Below are 12,043 nucleotides of genomic sequence, written 5' to 3'. Positions count from 1 at the left end.
ACTTCGAACGACACGTCAGGTACGCCATGCAACCCGCCCCACGAGGCGGGTTTTTCGTTTCCTGGGGCATTTTTCTTCCACCCTCCAGGAGATCGAAATGACACCCCTCCCCCGCCCCGTGCTCCACATGGTCTGCGGCAAGATCGGCGCCGGCAAGTCCACGCTCACGCGGCAGCTCGCCGAGGCGCCTGCCACGGTATTGATCAGCGAGGACGCCTGGCTGGCGGCGCTGTACCCCGGCGAGATCCGGGAACTGTCCGACTACGTGCGCTGCGCGGGCCGGCTGAAGCAGGCGATGTCGCCTCACGTGGCCGGGCTGCTCGGGGCCGGCGTGTCGGTGGTACTCGACTTTCCCGCCAACACGGTGGCCAGCCGCCGGTGGATGCGAGGCATCTTCGAAGCGGCCGGCGCCGCGCACAGGCTGCACTTTCTCGACGTGCCCGACGCCGTCTGCAAGGGGCGCCTGCGGGCACGCAACGCGAGCGGCACGCATCCCTTCGAGACGACGGATGAGCAGTTCGACCAGATCAGCAGCCACTTCGCCGCGCCTTCGCTGCAGGAAGGCTTCGACGTCCTCAGGCATGCCTGAGGCCGGCGCCGCTATGCTCTGGCCCCGATGCAGATCGAACAAGCCAAGCCCTCCGAGGCCGCCACCGTCGCGGCCGTACTGAACGAAGCCGCCCGGTGGATCGCCGCCGAGGGCCGGCCGCTGTGGTCGGCGGCCGACGTCGCCCTCGAGCGCATCCAGCGCGACACCGATGCCGGCAGCTACTTCATCGCGCGCGAAGGCGGCGATGTGGCCGGCGTGGTGCGGATCGACCTCGAAGACCCGGGCTTCTGGCCCGAAATGGAAAGCGGCGATTCGCTCTACGTGCACAAGCTCGCCGTGAGCCGGGCCTGGGCGGGGCGCGGCGTTTCCGTGCGGCTGCTGGAATTCGCACGAGAACGCACGACGCAGGCTGGCCGCCCGTACCTGAGGCTGGACTGCGTGGCCGACCGGGCGCCGCTGCGCTCGCTGTACGAGCGCTTCGGTTTCTCTTTGCACAGCGTGATACACAAGGGCGAGCGGGCCTTTGCGCGCTACGAGATGCGGGTACAAACCGTCGGCGCGCCGCCCGACACCGGGAAACCTACCTCCTGTGGCAAGCTCCCAACCGTATGAACCACCGCAACCTGCCCACCATCTCCCGCCGCCGCGTGCTGCACGCGTTGCTGGGCGCGACGGCCCTGCAGGCGCCCTTCGCAGCGCTGGCCGGCTTCAATTTCTTCACCAGCGAATACACCGCCAGCCGCGACGAGCTGCAGGCGCAGATCGCCAAGCGCTTCCCGGTGGCCGAGCGCTATGCCGAGATCTTCATGGTCGGCCTGCGCGATCCGCAGCTGGGCCTGAACGCGCAGGCCAACCGCGCGGCCATCACCGCCACCTTGACCATCGCGAGCCCGCTGCTGGCCTCCTCGCCGGTGCAGGGCGTGGTGTCGGTCAGCAGCGCGCTGAAGTACGACGCCACCGCGCGCGCCCTGCGGCTCGACCAGCCCAAGGCCGAGCGCCTGGAGCTGCAGGGCATCGAGGGCCGCGACGCCGAGCGGCTGCAGAAGGTGGGAGCGGTGGTCGCGCAGGAGCTGCTGCAGGGCCAGGTGCTGCGCAGCTTCACGGCCGACGAACTCACCGTGGGCCGCAAGACCTACGAGATCGGCGACATCACGGTGCAGGACAACGGGATCAAGGTACAGCTCAAATGAAGAGGAAATACACGCTCATCGCCTTTGCGCTGGTGCTGGCCGGCTGTGCCGCCCTGGCCCCCAAGGCCAGGCAGCATTTCGATCTCGAGGCCCATCGCGGCGGACGCGGGTTGGCGCCCGAGAACACGCTGGCCGCGTTCTCCAACGCCATCGACATGGGCGTGACCACGCTGGAGCTCGACATCGGCCTCACGGCTGACGGCGTGGTGGTGATCTCGCACGACACCTCGCTCAACCCCGATCACACGCGCGACGCCAGCGGTGCCTGGCTGGCGCCGAAGAGCGGCGCGCCGATCCGCTCGCTCACGCTCGCGCAGCTGCAGACCTACGACGTGGGCCGCCTCAACCCGGCGAGCAACTACGGCAAGCAGTTCGCGCTGCAGATGCCACGCGACGGCGAACGCATTCCCACGCTGGCCTCGCTCTTCGCGCAGGTGCAGGCGCGCGGCGCCGACGCGGCCACGGTGCGCTTCAACATCGAGACCAAGATCGATCCCACCAGGCCCGACGAAACCGCCGCACCCGAGCCGATGGTGCGCGCTCTGCTCGCCGAGATCGACAAGGCGAACATGGCCGGGCGCGTGACCATCCAGAGCTTCGACTGGCGCACGCTGACGCTGGTCGGCAAGCTCGCACCGCAACTGCCGCGCGCCTACCTCACGACGCCCCGCACGCTGAAGGACAAGCGCTGGACCGATGGCTTCGACGCCGCCAGCTTCGCCTCGGTGCCGCAGATGGTCAGGGCGGCGTCGGCCAATGCGCCGGGACCCGTCATCTGGTCGCCGGCCTTTGCCGACCTGACGCCGGAAGTCATCCGCGAGGCCCAGAAGATCGGCATGAAGGTGCTGCCCTGGACGGTGAACCAGCGCGCAGACATGCTGCGGCTGATGGACTGGGGCGCCGACGGGATCATCACCGACTACCCCGACATCCTGCGCGACCTGATGCGCGAGCGCGGCCTGTCGCTGCCGCCTCCCGGGAAGAACGCATCGTGAGCGCCGCGCTGCAGCAGCTCGATGCCGTCGCCGCGCGCGTCGCGGCCCTGCGTGCCGGGGGTGGTTCCGTCACCACGCTGTCGGACGAGGCCCGCGCCAGCACCGAGCTGCTGGGCGCCCTTCCCCCGCGCTACGGCGAGGTGCTGCTGGGGCTGCTCGACCGGCTGGAATCGAGCGCGCTCTTCAGCGAGGAAAGCTGCTCGTTCAGCCAGAAGGATTTGCTCGACAACCTGCAGGTGTGGGTCGACAAGGCCCGCGGCCAGCTGGTGTCTTGAGGCACCGGTTTATCATCCGCCCTCATGCGCACCCTGCTGCTCGCCCTCATGATCGTCCTGCTGCCCGTTCGCGGCTGGCTGGGCGATGCCATGGCGGTCGAGATGGTGCGCCACTCGCTGCCGGCTGCCATGGAGGCCGCGACCGTGGCTTCCGCCGCGGCCGAAGCCCATTGCCACGAGGCGATGGATGCGGCCGGCGACATGGCGATGGACATGTCGGCCCACGCCGGGCATGACGACGGCGGCAGCAACAACAGCCACGACAACACCGGCCACCAGGGCTGCGGCACCTGCGTCGCCTGCCAGGTCTGCCACACGGTGGCACTGGGCGGCATGCCGCTGGTTGCCATCGTCCACGGCGCGCCCCAGGCGTCGCCCGCGGCCCACGCGGCCCGCTTCGTCAGCGCGGAGCCCGTCCAGGGCCTGAAGCCGCCCATTTCCTGATCTCCCTGCCCGTAGTCCGTCCGCAGTGAGCCTGTTCCGGCTCGCGGCGTCCGTCGTATTGCTCATGGAGATCGAAAGTGAATTCCCCCGTTCGCCGGCATGCCGCCGGCACTCATCGCTATCGAAAGCGTAGCGAAGCACACCCGCCTGGCCCGACCAAGGTCGGCGACAAGCCCCTTCTTCCACTCATCCGGACCGGCGCCGCGCTGGCGGCCGCGCTGGTGCTCGCCGGCTGCGCCAGCCTCTCGCCCGACGGCGGCAGCGCCGACGTGCAGGCGCTGGTCGGCAGCAACCCGCTGATGGCGGGCGCCACCGCCCAGCGCACGCCCGACGAGGCCTCGCAGAAGAGCGTCGACGAGCTGCTCGCCAAGCCGCTCGACGTCGAATCCGCGGTGCGCATCGCGCTCATCAACGGCCCGCGCGTGCAGGACGCCTTCGCCACCCTGCAGCTCAGCGATGCCGACCGTGTTCAGGCCGCGAGCCCGCCGAACCCCGTGCTTTCCTTCAGCCGCCTGGCGCAGGGCAGCGAGCGCGAGTTCGAGCGCATGCTCAGCTTCAACGTGCTGGGCCTCGTCACGCTGCCATGGCAGGCCCGGTGGGCTGGCCAGCGGCATGAGGCGGCCAAGCTGCAGGCCGCGCAGAGCGTGCTGGTGCTGGCCGCCGACACGCGACGCGCCTGGGTGCGCGCGGTGGCGGCGCAGCAGAGCGTGGCCTACCTGCGCGACGCGAAGGAAGCCGCCGAAGCCGGCGCCGAGCTCGCGCACCGCATGGCCCAGGTCGGCAACTGGAGCGCGCTGCAGCGCACGCGCGAGCAGTTGCTGCTGGCCGATGCATCCGCGCAGCTGGCGCGCGCCGAGCAGTCCGCCGTGGCCTCGCGCGAGCAGCTCACGCGCCTGATGGGCCTGGGCGGCGAGCGCGCCACCCGCTACACCCTGCCCGACCGCCTGCCGCCGCTGCCGAAGGCCGCGCCCGAACTGGGCGACGTTCAGGCGCTGGCGCTGCGCGACCGGCTCGACGTGCGCTCGGCGCAGGCGCAGAACACCGCCGTGGCGGGCTCGCTCGGCCTCACGCGCGCCACCAGCGTCGTCAACGCGATGGAGCTGGGCGTGGTGCGCAACACCACCTTCGAGAACGACGCCGACCGCACGAAGACCACCAAGCGCGGCTTCGAGCTCGACCTGCCGATTCCGATCTTCGACTGGGGCCAGTCCCGCAACGGCCGCGCCGAGGCGCAATACCTGCAGTCGGCCGCCCGCGTGCGAGACGTGGGCGTGCTCGCCGCGAGCGAGGCGCGCGAGGCATGGCAGGGCTGGAACACGGCTTATGCGCTGGCGCGCCGCTACCGCGACGAGGTGCTGCCGCTGCGCAGGAAGGTCAACGAGGAAATGGTGCTGCGCTACAACGGCATGCTCGCCAGCGTGTGGGAACTGCTGGCAGAGACGCGCGCCAGCATGCTCGCGGTGAATGCGGGCATCGAGGCGCAGCGCGATTTCTGGATCGCCGACACCGACCTGCAGCTGGTGCTCACGGGCAGTTCGCCGGGCGGCATGTCGGCGCTGCAGACCGCTTCGGCCGCCGAAGCGCCGGCAACGGGAGGCCACTGACATGAACCGCCGCAACTTCTTCGCGGGCGCGGCCACGGCCGTCGCCGCCACCACGGTCAGCCGCGTGTCGATGGCTGCGCTGCCCGAGCCCGTCTCGCAGGGCTCCACCGCCACCGCGCCGCCGCTCGTGCCGCCCAATGGCCGGCCCTACAACCCCGTCGTCACGCTCAACGGCTGGACGCTGCCCTGGCGCATGAACGCCGGGGTCAAGGAATTCCACCTCGTCGCCGAACCGGTCGTGCGCGAGATGGCGCCGGGCTTCAAGGTCAACATGTGGGGCTACAACGGCCAGTCGCCCGGCCCGACCATCGAGGTGGTGGAAGGCGACCGCGTGCGCATCTTCGTCACCAACAGGCTGCCCGAGCACACCACCGTGCACTGGCACGGCCAGCGCCTGCCCAACGGCATGGACGGCGTGGGCGGCATCACGCAGCCGCACATACCGCCGGGCAAGACCTTCGTCTACGAGTTCACCGCGCGCCGGCCCGGCACCTTCATGTACCACCCGCACGCCGACGAGATGGTGCAGATGGCGATGGGGATGATGGGTTTCTGGGTCACGCACCCGAAGGCCGACCACCCGCTGATCGAGAAGGCCGACCGCGACTTCTGCTTCCTGCTCGGCAGCTTCGACGTGGAGCCCGGCAGCGCCACGCCCAAGGTCAACACCATGACCGACTTCAACATCTGGAGCTTCAACAGCCGGGTGTTCCCGGGCATCGACACGCTCAACGTGCGCAAGGGAGACCGCGTGCGCATCCGCGTGGGCAACCTGACGATGACCAACCACCCGATCCACATCCACGGCCACGAGTTCGAGGTGACCGGCACCGACGGCGGCCCCGTGCCGCGCACCGCGCGCTGGCCCGAGGTGTCGGTGGACGTGGCGGTGGGCCAGATGCGGCAGATGGAATTCATCGCCGACGAGGAAGGCGACTGGGCGCTGCACTGCCACAAGTCGCACCACACGATGGGCCCGATGGGCCACGACGTGCCGACCATGATCGGCGTCGACCACAAGGGCGTGGCCGAGAAGATAAGAAAGCTCGTGCCCGACTACATGGTGATGGGCGACAAGGGCATGGCCGACATGGGCGAGATGGAAATGCCCATTCCCGACAACACCGTACCGATGATGACCGGCACCGGCCCCTTCGGCTCGGCCGAGATGGGAGGCATGTTCACGCTGCTGAAGGTGCGGCGCGACCAGAAGCCGGGCGACTACCGCGACCCGGGCTGGTTCAGGCACCCGGCGGGCACCGTGGCGCGCGAGGTGCCGAACGCGAACGTGCCGCCGGCAACCCGCAAGGAAACGCCCGCCTCGCCGACGGGCGGCAAGCCCGACGCGACCGTGCGCAAGCCCTCCGGGCACGACGCGCACAACCACTGACCTCTTCTATCTAGTCCTCCTTTCTCACGGAGCTCACCTCATGAAAAAGACACACCTGAAGTCCATCGCCGCGGGCCTTGCGCTCGCTGCACTCGCCAGCGCCTCGTTCGCGCACGAGGCCCACGACAAACCCAAGCCGAAGGGCGCCGCCGAACTCGCGCCCGAGCAGAAGCCCTGGGGCATCGCCGGCAAGAGCAGCGCGGTGAAACGCACCATCGACATCGCGATGGCCGACGACATGAGCTTCACGCCCTCGGTCATCGAGGTGCGCGAGGGCGATACCGTCCGCCTGCGCCTGAAGAACCGCGGCAAGGAACTGCACGAGCTGGTGCTGGGCACCACCGCCGAGATCGAGGCTCACGCGGCCATGATGAAGAAGTTTCCGGACATGGAGCACGACGATCCGTGGATGGTCCACGTGCCCGCCGGCAAGACCGGCAGCATGGTCTGGACCTTCAACCGCGCCGGCGACTTCGACTTCGCCTGCCTCGTGAAGGACCACTACGAGCTCGGCATGGCCGGCCGCGTCCGCGTGCTGCCTGCAGCCGGCGGCAAGTCCTGAAGGAGAACGCCATGCGCAGAAGGAACATGCTGCTGGCACTGGCCTCCGCGGCCCTGCCGTTCGCCGCGACGACCGCGCAGGCCGCCGCGCCGATGGTCGAGATCTGGAAGGACCCGAACTGCGGCTGCTGCCAGGACTGGGTGAAGCACCTCAACAAGAACGGCTTCGCCACCCGCGTGCACGACGAAGGCAACGCGGCCGCGCGCAACCGGCTGGGCGTGCCCGCCAAGCTGGGCTCGTGCCACACCGGCCTGGTCGGCGGCTACGCCATCGAGGGCCACGTGCCAGCACGCGAGGTGCAGCGGCTGCTGAAGGAAAAGCCCAAGGCCGTCGGCCTCGCGGTGCCCGGCATGCCGGTCGGCTCCCCGGGCATGGACGGCCCCGCCTACGGCGACCAGCGCGCCCCCTACGACGTGCTGCTGGTGCTGGCCGACGGCAGCACGCGCGTCTACCAGAGCTATCGCTGAATCGAACCTCGAAACAGAAACAAGGAAGCAAACCGATCATGAAGAAACTGTTCACCGCCTTCTGCGCCGCCCTGCTCGCCGCCGCCGCCTTCGCTCAATCCGCCCTGCCCTCGGTCGAGGGCGAGGTGCGCAAGATCGACACCGACGCGAACAAGATCACGCTGAGGCACGGCGACATTCCCAACCTCGAGATGACGGGCATGACCATGGTCTTCCGCGTGAAGGACCCCGCGCTGCTCACGAAGGTGAAGCCCGGCGACAAGGTGCAGTTCACCGCCGACAAGGTCGACGGCGCGCTCACGGTGCTGTCGATCGCGCCGGCGAACTGAGGCTCTTGCGCAGCGCGGCCTCGAACAGCGCATTGAGTTCGCGCTGCGGGATCTGGCTGCTCGCGTAGGACACCGTTCCCAGCACGTGCAGTTCCTGCGCGCTGCGCCTGACCAGCGCCATGACCGAGCGCGCGATCGATCCGCCCACGCTGATGCGCCGGGCGCCCGCCTCGATCAGGCTGAAGGCGCTGGCGCCGGCTTCGTTCAGCCCCATCACGATGTTGAGGGGCCCCGCGATCTCGCGCGCCAGCGTCGCCACCACTGATGCATCGGTGACGCCGGGCACGAACACGCAATCCGCGCCCGCCTCGATGAAGCGGTTGGCGCGCCGGATCGCGATGCGCAGCGCGCCATCGCCGGGCAGCTGGAAGGCATCGGTGCGCGCGTTCAGCACGAAGCCGCCGCCTGCCGCGTCGATCGCCGCGCGGGCCGCCGCGATGCGGGCAACGGCCAGTTCTTCGTCGAACAGCCGCCCGTGCGCGGCGTCGGTGTCCTCGATGTTGCCGCCGGCCGCGCCAGCATCCATCGCCATGCGGACGGTGTCGGCCACGTCCTGCGGCTCGTCGCCATAGCCCGCCTCCAGGTCGGCATTCACGGGAATGTCCACCGCCTCGGCGATCCTGCCCACAACCTCGAGCATTTCCTCGCGCCCCACCGCGAGACGCGAATCCCTGACGTTGTAGTCGGGCCTGCCCAGCGAGAACGCGATGCCCGCGCTGGTGGTGCCGATCGCCTCGAAGCCCTCTGCCGCGAGAAGCACGGCGCTGCCCGGGTCCCAGGCATTGGGCATGACGAAGCCGCGGTTCGCGCGGTGCAGTTCGAGAAAGGTGCGGCCGCGCGCCATGCGTGTCTTCGGGTCCATTCCAGCTCCGGCTTGATCGATGAAGACTCGATCGTCGCGACGGCGATGGCACGCGTCAAACGCATAATATTTCTCGAACCCATCGATCTTTTGCATGAATTTGCCACATGGATTCCGAAGCTCTCGCCACCTTCCTGACGGTTCACCGGCAAGGCGGCGTATCTGCCGCCGCGACCGCACTCTCGCGCACGCAGTCGGCCATCAGCCGCCGCCTCGCGCTCCTCGAAGAGGAGCTCGACGCGCCCCTCTTCGAGCGCGTGGGCCGGGGCCTGCGGCTCAGCCAGGCGGGCGAGGCGCTGCTGCCGCACGCGGAGAAAGTGGCTGCAGCGATGGGCGACGCGGTGGCCGCCGTGCAGGCCGCGAAGTCCGACGCCGCGGGAACGGTGCACATTGCCGCCGTCGGCACGCTGGCGAGCTCGGGCCTCGCCACGGTGCTCGCAAGGCTGCGGCAATCGCTGCCGAGCCTCGACGTCCGGCTGCAGACGGCCACCAGCGCGGAGGTCAGCGAGAAGGTGCGCGCCAGCGACGTGGCGGTGGGCCTGCGCTACTACGAAGACCCGTCGCCTGACCTCCTGTGCAAGGTCATCCATCACGAGCAGCTGGTGGTCGCCTGCGCGCCATCGCATCCGCTCGCGGGCGCACGGCTGAAGTCGCTGGTTCGGCTCTCGAAGGAACGGTGGCTGGCCTTTCCGCAGCCGCCACGGCGTACCGAGCCGCATGCGGAGGCGATCTTTTCGCAGTTCCTGGTGCGGGGCGTGGAGCGCATCGACTGGAGTGCCGTCGACAGCCTCACGGCGCAGAAGCGGCTGGTCGAGGCGGGGTTCGGGCTCGCGTTCCTGCAGGAAAGCGGCATTGCCGAAGAAGTCGCGCGCGGGAGCCTCGCGCTGATCCGCATCGACGACCTCGACGTGCGCGTTCCCGTCGCCTGCGTGGTGCGCCGCTCGGCTTTTCTCAGTCGCGCCACGCGCGCCCTGCTCGCCGAGCTGGAACGCGCCGAACTCTAGAAGCGCGCCGGGTCGAAGGGTGCCAGCGGGATCTCCGGCGCGGCACCCGCGAGCAGTTGCGCAGCCATCCTCCCCGTTCGCGCCGAACCGCACAGGCCGACGTGGCCGTGCCCGAAGGCCAGCACTACGTCTGAAGTGGCTGCCGCCGGCCCGATGCAGGGCAGGCCGTCGGGCAGGCTCGGGCGGTGTCCGAGCCAGTGCTTCGCCGCGGTCGAGCCCGGCGCGGCTGGGGCGAGCGAGGGAAACATCGACCGCAGGTGCGCGAGCAGGATCTCGGCGCGGCGCCAATCGGGCGCGGCTTCGAGGCCGGCGATCTCCACCTGCCCGGCGGCACGCAGGCCGCCGTCCATCCAGTGCGCGATGAGCTTGCCGTCGGCCACCATGGTCGGCGTGCGCGGGCCGGCCGTCGCGTCCTCGACGACCACGTGGTAGCCGCGCTCCGACTCCAGCGGCACCGCCGAGCCGGCCGCCGCGGCCAGCGGGCCGGAGCGCGCACCGGCGCAGATGGCGGCGGCATCGCAGGCGATCTCGCCGGCTTCGGTGAGCACGGCGCGCAGCCGGCCGCCCTCGATGCGAAAGCCTATTGCGCGGGCCGCGACGCGCTCGGCGCCCGAATCGATCGCATGCCGCGCCAGCGCGGCCACGTAGCGGCCCGGGTCGCGGCAATGGCCTGCCTCCGGCACGAAGATGCCGAGCGTGTAGCGCGCGTCGAGGTCGGGCTCACGGCGGCGCAGTTCGTCCTGCGGCCATTCCTCCCACTGCAAGCCGGTGCGCCGGCGCACCCGCCAGCCGAGCGCGTCGCCATCGAACTCGGCGCGCGAGCGGTAGGCATGCAGCAGGCCGCGCTGCTCGATCAGCTGGGGCACGCCGGCCTCGGCCGCCAGCCGCGCATGCAGCGCGGGCGCATCGGCCAGCAGCGTGCGCAGCGCGTCGGCGGTGCGCTGCACGCGCGGCTCGGTCCAGCCCGAGGCCAGGTAGCGCAGCAGCCACGGCAGGGCGCGCGGCAGGTAGCGCCAGCGCAGGGCCAGCGGGCCGAGCGGATCGGCCAGCCAGCCCGGCACCTTGCGCCATGCGCCCGGCAGCGCGGGCGGCACCACCGAGTGCGACGAGAGCCAGCCGGCATTGCCGTAGCTGGTGGCGTGCGGGCCGCCCGGCTCGCCGGGCTCGAGCACCGTCACGCGCAGTCCCGCGCGCAGCACCTCGATGGCGGTGGCGCTGCCGACCGCGCCCGCGCCGATCACCACCACGTGGCGCGCACCACCCGGGGAAGAGAAACTTCTTGCAACCGTCATGGACGGCGATCGTAGAGGGTGCGGTCTCATAATCGGCCGCCATGTCAGCACCGTCTTCCTCTCTCCTCTCCCATTCCGCCGGTGCCATCACCGACGTCGCCGGCATCGAGGTCGGCCATTTCACCGAGACGCGCCGCCCCACCGGCTGCACCGTGATCATGGCGCGCGAAGGCGCCGTGGCCGGCGTGGACGTTCGCGGCGCCGCGCCCGGCACGCGCGAGACCGACCTGCTCTCGCCCGGCAACCTCGTGCAGCAGATCCACGCGGTGATGCTCGCGGGCGGCAGCGCCTGGGGCCTGGCGTCGGCCGAAGGCGCGATGCGCTGGATGGAGGAACGCGGCATCGGCATGGACGTGCGCTTCGGCACCCTGCCCATCGTGCCGGCCGCGGTGCTGTTCGACCTGCCCATGGGCGACGCGCGCATCCGGCCCGATGCCGCCGCCGGCTATGCCGCCTGCGAGGCCGCCAGCACCGCCGCGCCCGCCGAGGGCAACGTGGGCGCCGGTACGGGCGCGCTGGTGGGCAAGCTCTTCGGCGTGCATCGCGCGATGAAGGGCGGCGTCGGCACCGCATCGGTCAAGGTCGGCGGCGTCACCGTGGGCGCGCTGATCGCGGTGAACCCGCTGGGCGACGTGATCGACCCCGACACCGGCCAGCCCGTGGCCGGCGCGCGCACCGAGGACGGCACCCGGTTGCTCGACACCCGGCGCGCGCTGCTTCGCGGCGACAGCCCCAAGCCGCTGCTGGCTGGCACCAACACCACCATCGGCGTGATCGCCACCGACGCGGTGCTGACCAAGGTGCAGGCCAACCGGCTCGCCATGGTTTCGCACGACGGGCTGGCGCGCTCCATCAACCCGGTGCACACCATGAGCGACGGCGACACCCTCTTCGCGCTGGCCACCGGCCGCGTGCCGCTGGAGGGCGATGCGCCCGGCATGACGGTGCTGAGCACCATGGCCGCCGAGGTCGTCGCCATCGCGGCGCTGCGCGCGGTGCAGGCCGCGCGCACGGTGACGGTGGGCGAGCTGCACATTCCCTGCGCGGCGGACCTGGGCGCGGCGCACGGGTGACCAAGG

General features: G+C 70.6%; 15 protein-coding genes. 13 read left to right on the top strand and 2 right to left on the bottom strand.

Annotated features, from left to right (window positions below; translation table 11 throughout):
- Nucleotides 1-97 precede the first annotated feature (97 nt).
- The 11 genes from ACHMXA_RS13440 to ACHMXA_RS13390 all read left to right on the top strand — a co-directional run bounded on the left by ACHMXA_RS13440 (nucleotide 98) and on the right by ACHMXA_RS13390 (nucleotide 7,806).
- Complete coding sequence (locus ACHMXA_RS13440) at nucleotides 98-589, top strand: AAA family ATPase (protein WP_395320960.1); 492 nt, start codon at nucleotides 98-100, stop codon at nucleotides 587-589.
- A 27-nt stretch (nucleotides 590-616) separates the two neighbouring features.
- Nucleotides 617-1,162, top strand: a complete 546-nt coding sequence (locus ACHMXA_RS13435; RefSeq protein ID WP_395320959.1) for a GNAT family N-acetyltransferase — start codon at nucleotides 617-619, stop codon at nucleotides 1,160-1,162.
- A complete protein-coding gene (locus tag ACHMXA_RS13430) occupies nucleotides 1,159-1,740 on the top strand; it encodes a DUF1439 domain-containing protein (protein ID WP_395320958.1) in 582 nt (193 codons plus the stop codon). The genes ACHMXA_RS13435 and ACHMXA_RS13430 overlap by 4 nt, the downstream gene beginning before the upstream one ends.
- Nucleotides 1,737-2,735 (top strand): glycerophosphodiester phosphodiesterase, encoded by a 999-nt coding sequence (locus ACHMXA_RS13425; RefSeq protein ID WP_395320957.1) that lies wholly within the window; start codon nucleotides 1,737-1,739, stop codon nucleotides 2,733-2,735. Before ACHMXA_RS13430 ends, ACHMXA_RS13425 begins: the two co-directional genes overlap by 4 nt.
- Nucleotides 2,732-3,010 carry a hypothetical protein gene (locus tag ACHMXA_RS13420; RefSeq protein WP_395320956.1) on the top strand — a complete coding sequence of 93 codons (279 nt, stop codon included), beginning with the start codon at nucleotides 2,732-2,734 and terminating at the stop codon, nucleotides 3,008-3,010. Before ACHMXA_RS13425 ends, ACHMXA_RS13420 begins: the two co-directional genes overlap by 4 nt.
- A gap of 24 nt (nucleotides 3,011-3,034) precedes the next feature.
- Entirely contained in the window at nucleotides 3,035-3,454 is a 420-nt protein-coding gene (locus ACHMXA_RS13415; protein ID WP_395320954.1) for a hypothetical protein, read from the top strand.
- 77 nt (nucleotides 3,455-3,531) lie between these two features.
- Nucleotides 3,532-5,058, top strand: coding sequence for a TolC family protein (locus ACHMXA_RS13410; protein ID WP_395320952.1), 1,527 nt, complete (start codon nucleotides 3,532-3,534; stop codon nucleotides 5,056-5,058).
- Between the two features lies 1 nt (nucleotide 5,059).
- On the top strand, nucleotides 5,060-6,448 hold the full coding sequence (locus ACHMXA_RS13405; RefSeq protein ID WP_395320951.1) for a multicopper oxidase family protein: 1,389 nt from the start codon (nucleotides 5,060-5,062) through the stop codon (nucleotides 6,446-6,448).
- A gap of 40 nt (nucleotides 6,449-6,488) precedes the next feature.
- On the top strand, nucleotides 6,489-7,010 hold the full coding sequence (locus ACHMXA_RS13400) for a plastocyanin/azurin family copper-binding protein (protein ID WP_395320949.1): 522 nt from the start codon (nucleotides 6,489-6,491) through the stop codon (nucleotides 7,008-7,010).
- An 11-nt stretch (nucleotides 7,011-7,021) separates the two neighbouring features.
- Nucleotides 7,022-7,477 carry a DUF411 domain-containing protein gene (locus ACHMXA_RS13395; protein WP_395320948.1) on the top strand — a complete coding sequence of 152 codons (456 nt, stop codon included), beginning with the start codon at nucleotides 7,022-7,024 and terminating at the stop codon, nucleotides 7,475-7,477.
- Nucleotides 7,478-7,515: 38 nt separating this feature from the next.
- Nucleotides 7,516-7,806 carry a copper-binding protein gene (locus ACHMXA_RS13390; RefSeq protein WP_176664831.1) on the top strand — a complete coding sequence of 97 codons (291 nt, stop codon included), beginning with the start codon at nucleotides 7,516-7,518 and terminating at the stop codon, nucleotides 7,804-7,806.
- On the opposite strand, the gene ACHMXA_RS13385 is transcribed toward ACHMXA_RS13390, so the two are convergent.
- The gene (locus ACHMXA_RS13385) at nucleotides 7,775-8,764 is read right to left on the bottom strand and encodes an isocitrate lyase/phosphoenolpyruvate mutase family protein (protein ID WP_395320946.1); all 990 of its coding nucleotides are present in this window, start codon (nucleotides 8,762-8,764) and stop codon (nucleotides 7,775-7,777) included. The genes ACHMXA_RS13390 and ACHMXA_RS13385 overlap by 32 nt on opposite strands.
- A gap of 11 nt (nucleotides 8,765-8,775) precedes the next feature.
- On the opposite strand from ACHMXA_RS13385, the gene ACHMXA_RS13380 reads away from it, so the two are divergent.
- Nucleotides 8,776-9,672, top strand: coding sequence for a LysR family transcriptional regulator (locus tag ACHMXA_RS13380; RefSeq protein WP_395320944.1), 897 nt, complete (start codon nucleotides 8,776-8,778; stop codon nucleotides 9,670-9,672).
- Here the strand turns inward: ACHMXA_RS13380 and ACHMXA_RS13375 are convergent.
- Complete coding sequence (locus ACHMXA_RS13375) at nucleotides 9,669-10,964, bottom strand: NAD(P)/FAD-dependent oxidoreductase (protein ID WP_395320943.1); 1,296 nt, start codon at nucleotides 10,962-10,964, stop codon at nucleotides 9,669-9,671. The two genes, ACHMXA_RS13380 and ACHMXA_RS13375, sit on opposite strands and share 4 nt — an antisense overlap.
- Nucleotides 10,965-11,005: 41 nt before the next feature.
- Here ACHMXA_RS13375 and ACHMXA_RS13370 point away from each other — a divergent pair, with 41 nt between their 5' ends.
- Nucleotides 11,006-12,037 (top strand): P1 family peptidase, encoded by a 1,032-nt coding sequence (locus tag ACHMXA_RS13370; RefSeq protein ID WP_395320941.1) that lies wholly within the window; start codon nucleotides 11,006-11,008, stop codon nucleotides 12,035-12,037.
- Nucleotides 12,038-12,043 lie beyond the last annotated feature (6 nt).

It is taken from the genome of Variovorax sp. UC74_104 (genome assembly GCF_044055375.1).
In the GTDB taxonomy this organism is placed as follows: domain Bacteria; phylum Pseudomonadota; class Gammaproteobacteria; order Burkholderiales; family Burkholderiaceae_C; genus Variovorax.
This window is presented reverse-complemented; position numbering and strand designations above follow the sequence as displayed.

What these genes read in the sequence shown, in the direction of transcription:
- ACHMXA_RS13395 (WP_395320948.1), top strand. Translation starts at nt 7,022, where the DNA reads ATGCGCAGAAGGAACATGCTGCTGGCACTGGCCTCCGCGGCCCTGCCG.
- ACHMXA_RS13405 (WP_395320951.1), top strand. Translation starts at nt 5,060, where the DNA reads ATGAACCGCCGCAACTTCTTCGCGGGCGCGGCCACGGCCGTCGCCGCC.
- ACHMXA_RS13390 (WP_176664831.1), top strand. Translation starts at nt 7,516, where the DNA reads ATGAAGAAACTGTTCACCGCCTTCTGCGCCGCCCTGCTCGCCGCCGCC.
- ACHMXA_RS13435 (WP_395320959.1), top strand. Translation starts at nt 617, where the DNA reads ATGCAGATCGAACAAGCCAAGCCCTCCGAGGCCGCCACCGTCGCGGCC.
- ACHMXA_RS13440 (WP_395320960.1), top strand. Translation starts at nt 98, where the DNA reads ATGACACCCCTCCCCCGCCCCGTGCTCCACATGGTCTGCGGCAAGATC.
- ACHMXA_RS13415 (WP_395320954.1), top strand. Translation starts at nt 3,035, where the DNA reads ATGCGCACCCTGCTGCTCGCCCTCATGATCGTCCTGCTGCCCGTTCGC.
- ACHMXA_RS13385 (WP_395320946.1), bottom strand. Translation starts at nt 8,764, where the DNA reads ATGCAAAAGATCGATGGGTTCGAGAAATATTATGCGTTTGACGCGTGC.
- ACHMXA_RS13430 (WP_395320958.1), top strand. Translation starts at nt 1,159, where the DNA reads ATGAACCACCGCAACCTGCCCACCATCTCCCGCCGCCGCGTGCTGCAC.
- ACHMXA_RS13375 (WP_395320943.1), bottom strand. Translation starts at nt 10,964, where the DNA reads ATGACGGTTGCAAGAAGTTTCTCTTCCCCGGGTGGTGCGCGCCACGTG.
- ACHMXA_RS13400 (WP_395320949.1), top strand. Translation starts at nt 6,489, where the DNA reads ATGAAAAAGACACACCTGAAGTCCATCGCCGCGGGCCTTGCGCTCGCT.
- ACHMXA_RS13370 (WP_395320941.1), top strand. Translation starts at nt 11,006, where the DNA reads ATGTCAGCACCGTCTTCCTCTCTCCTCTCCCATTCCGCCGGTGCCATC.
- ACHMXA_RS13425 (WP_395320957.1), top strand. Translation starts at nt 1,737, where the DNA reads ATGAAGAGGAAATACACGCTCATCGCCTTTGCGCTGGTGCTGGCCGGC.
- ACHMXA_RS13380 (WP_395320944.1), top strand. Translation starts at nt 8,776, where the DNA reads ATGGATTCCGAAGCTCTCGCCACCTTCCTGACGGTTCACCGGCAAGGC.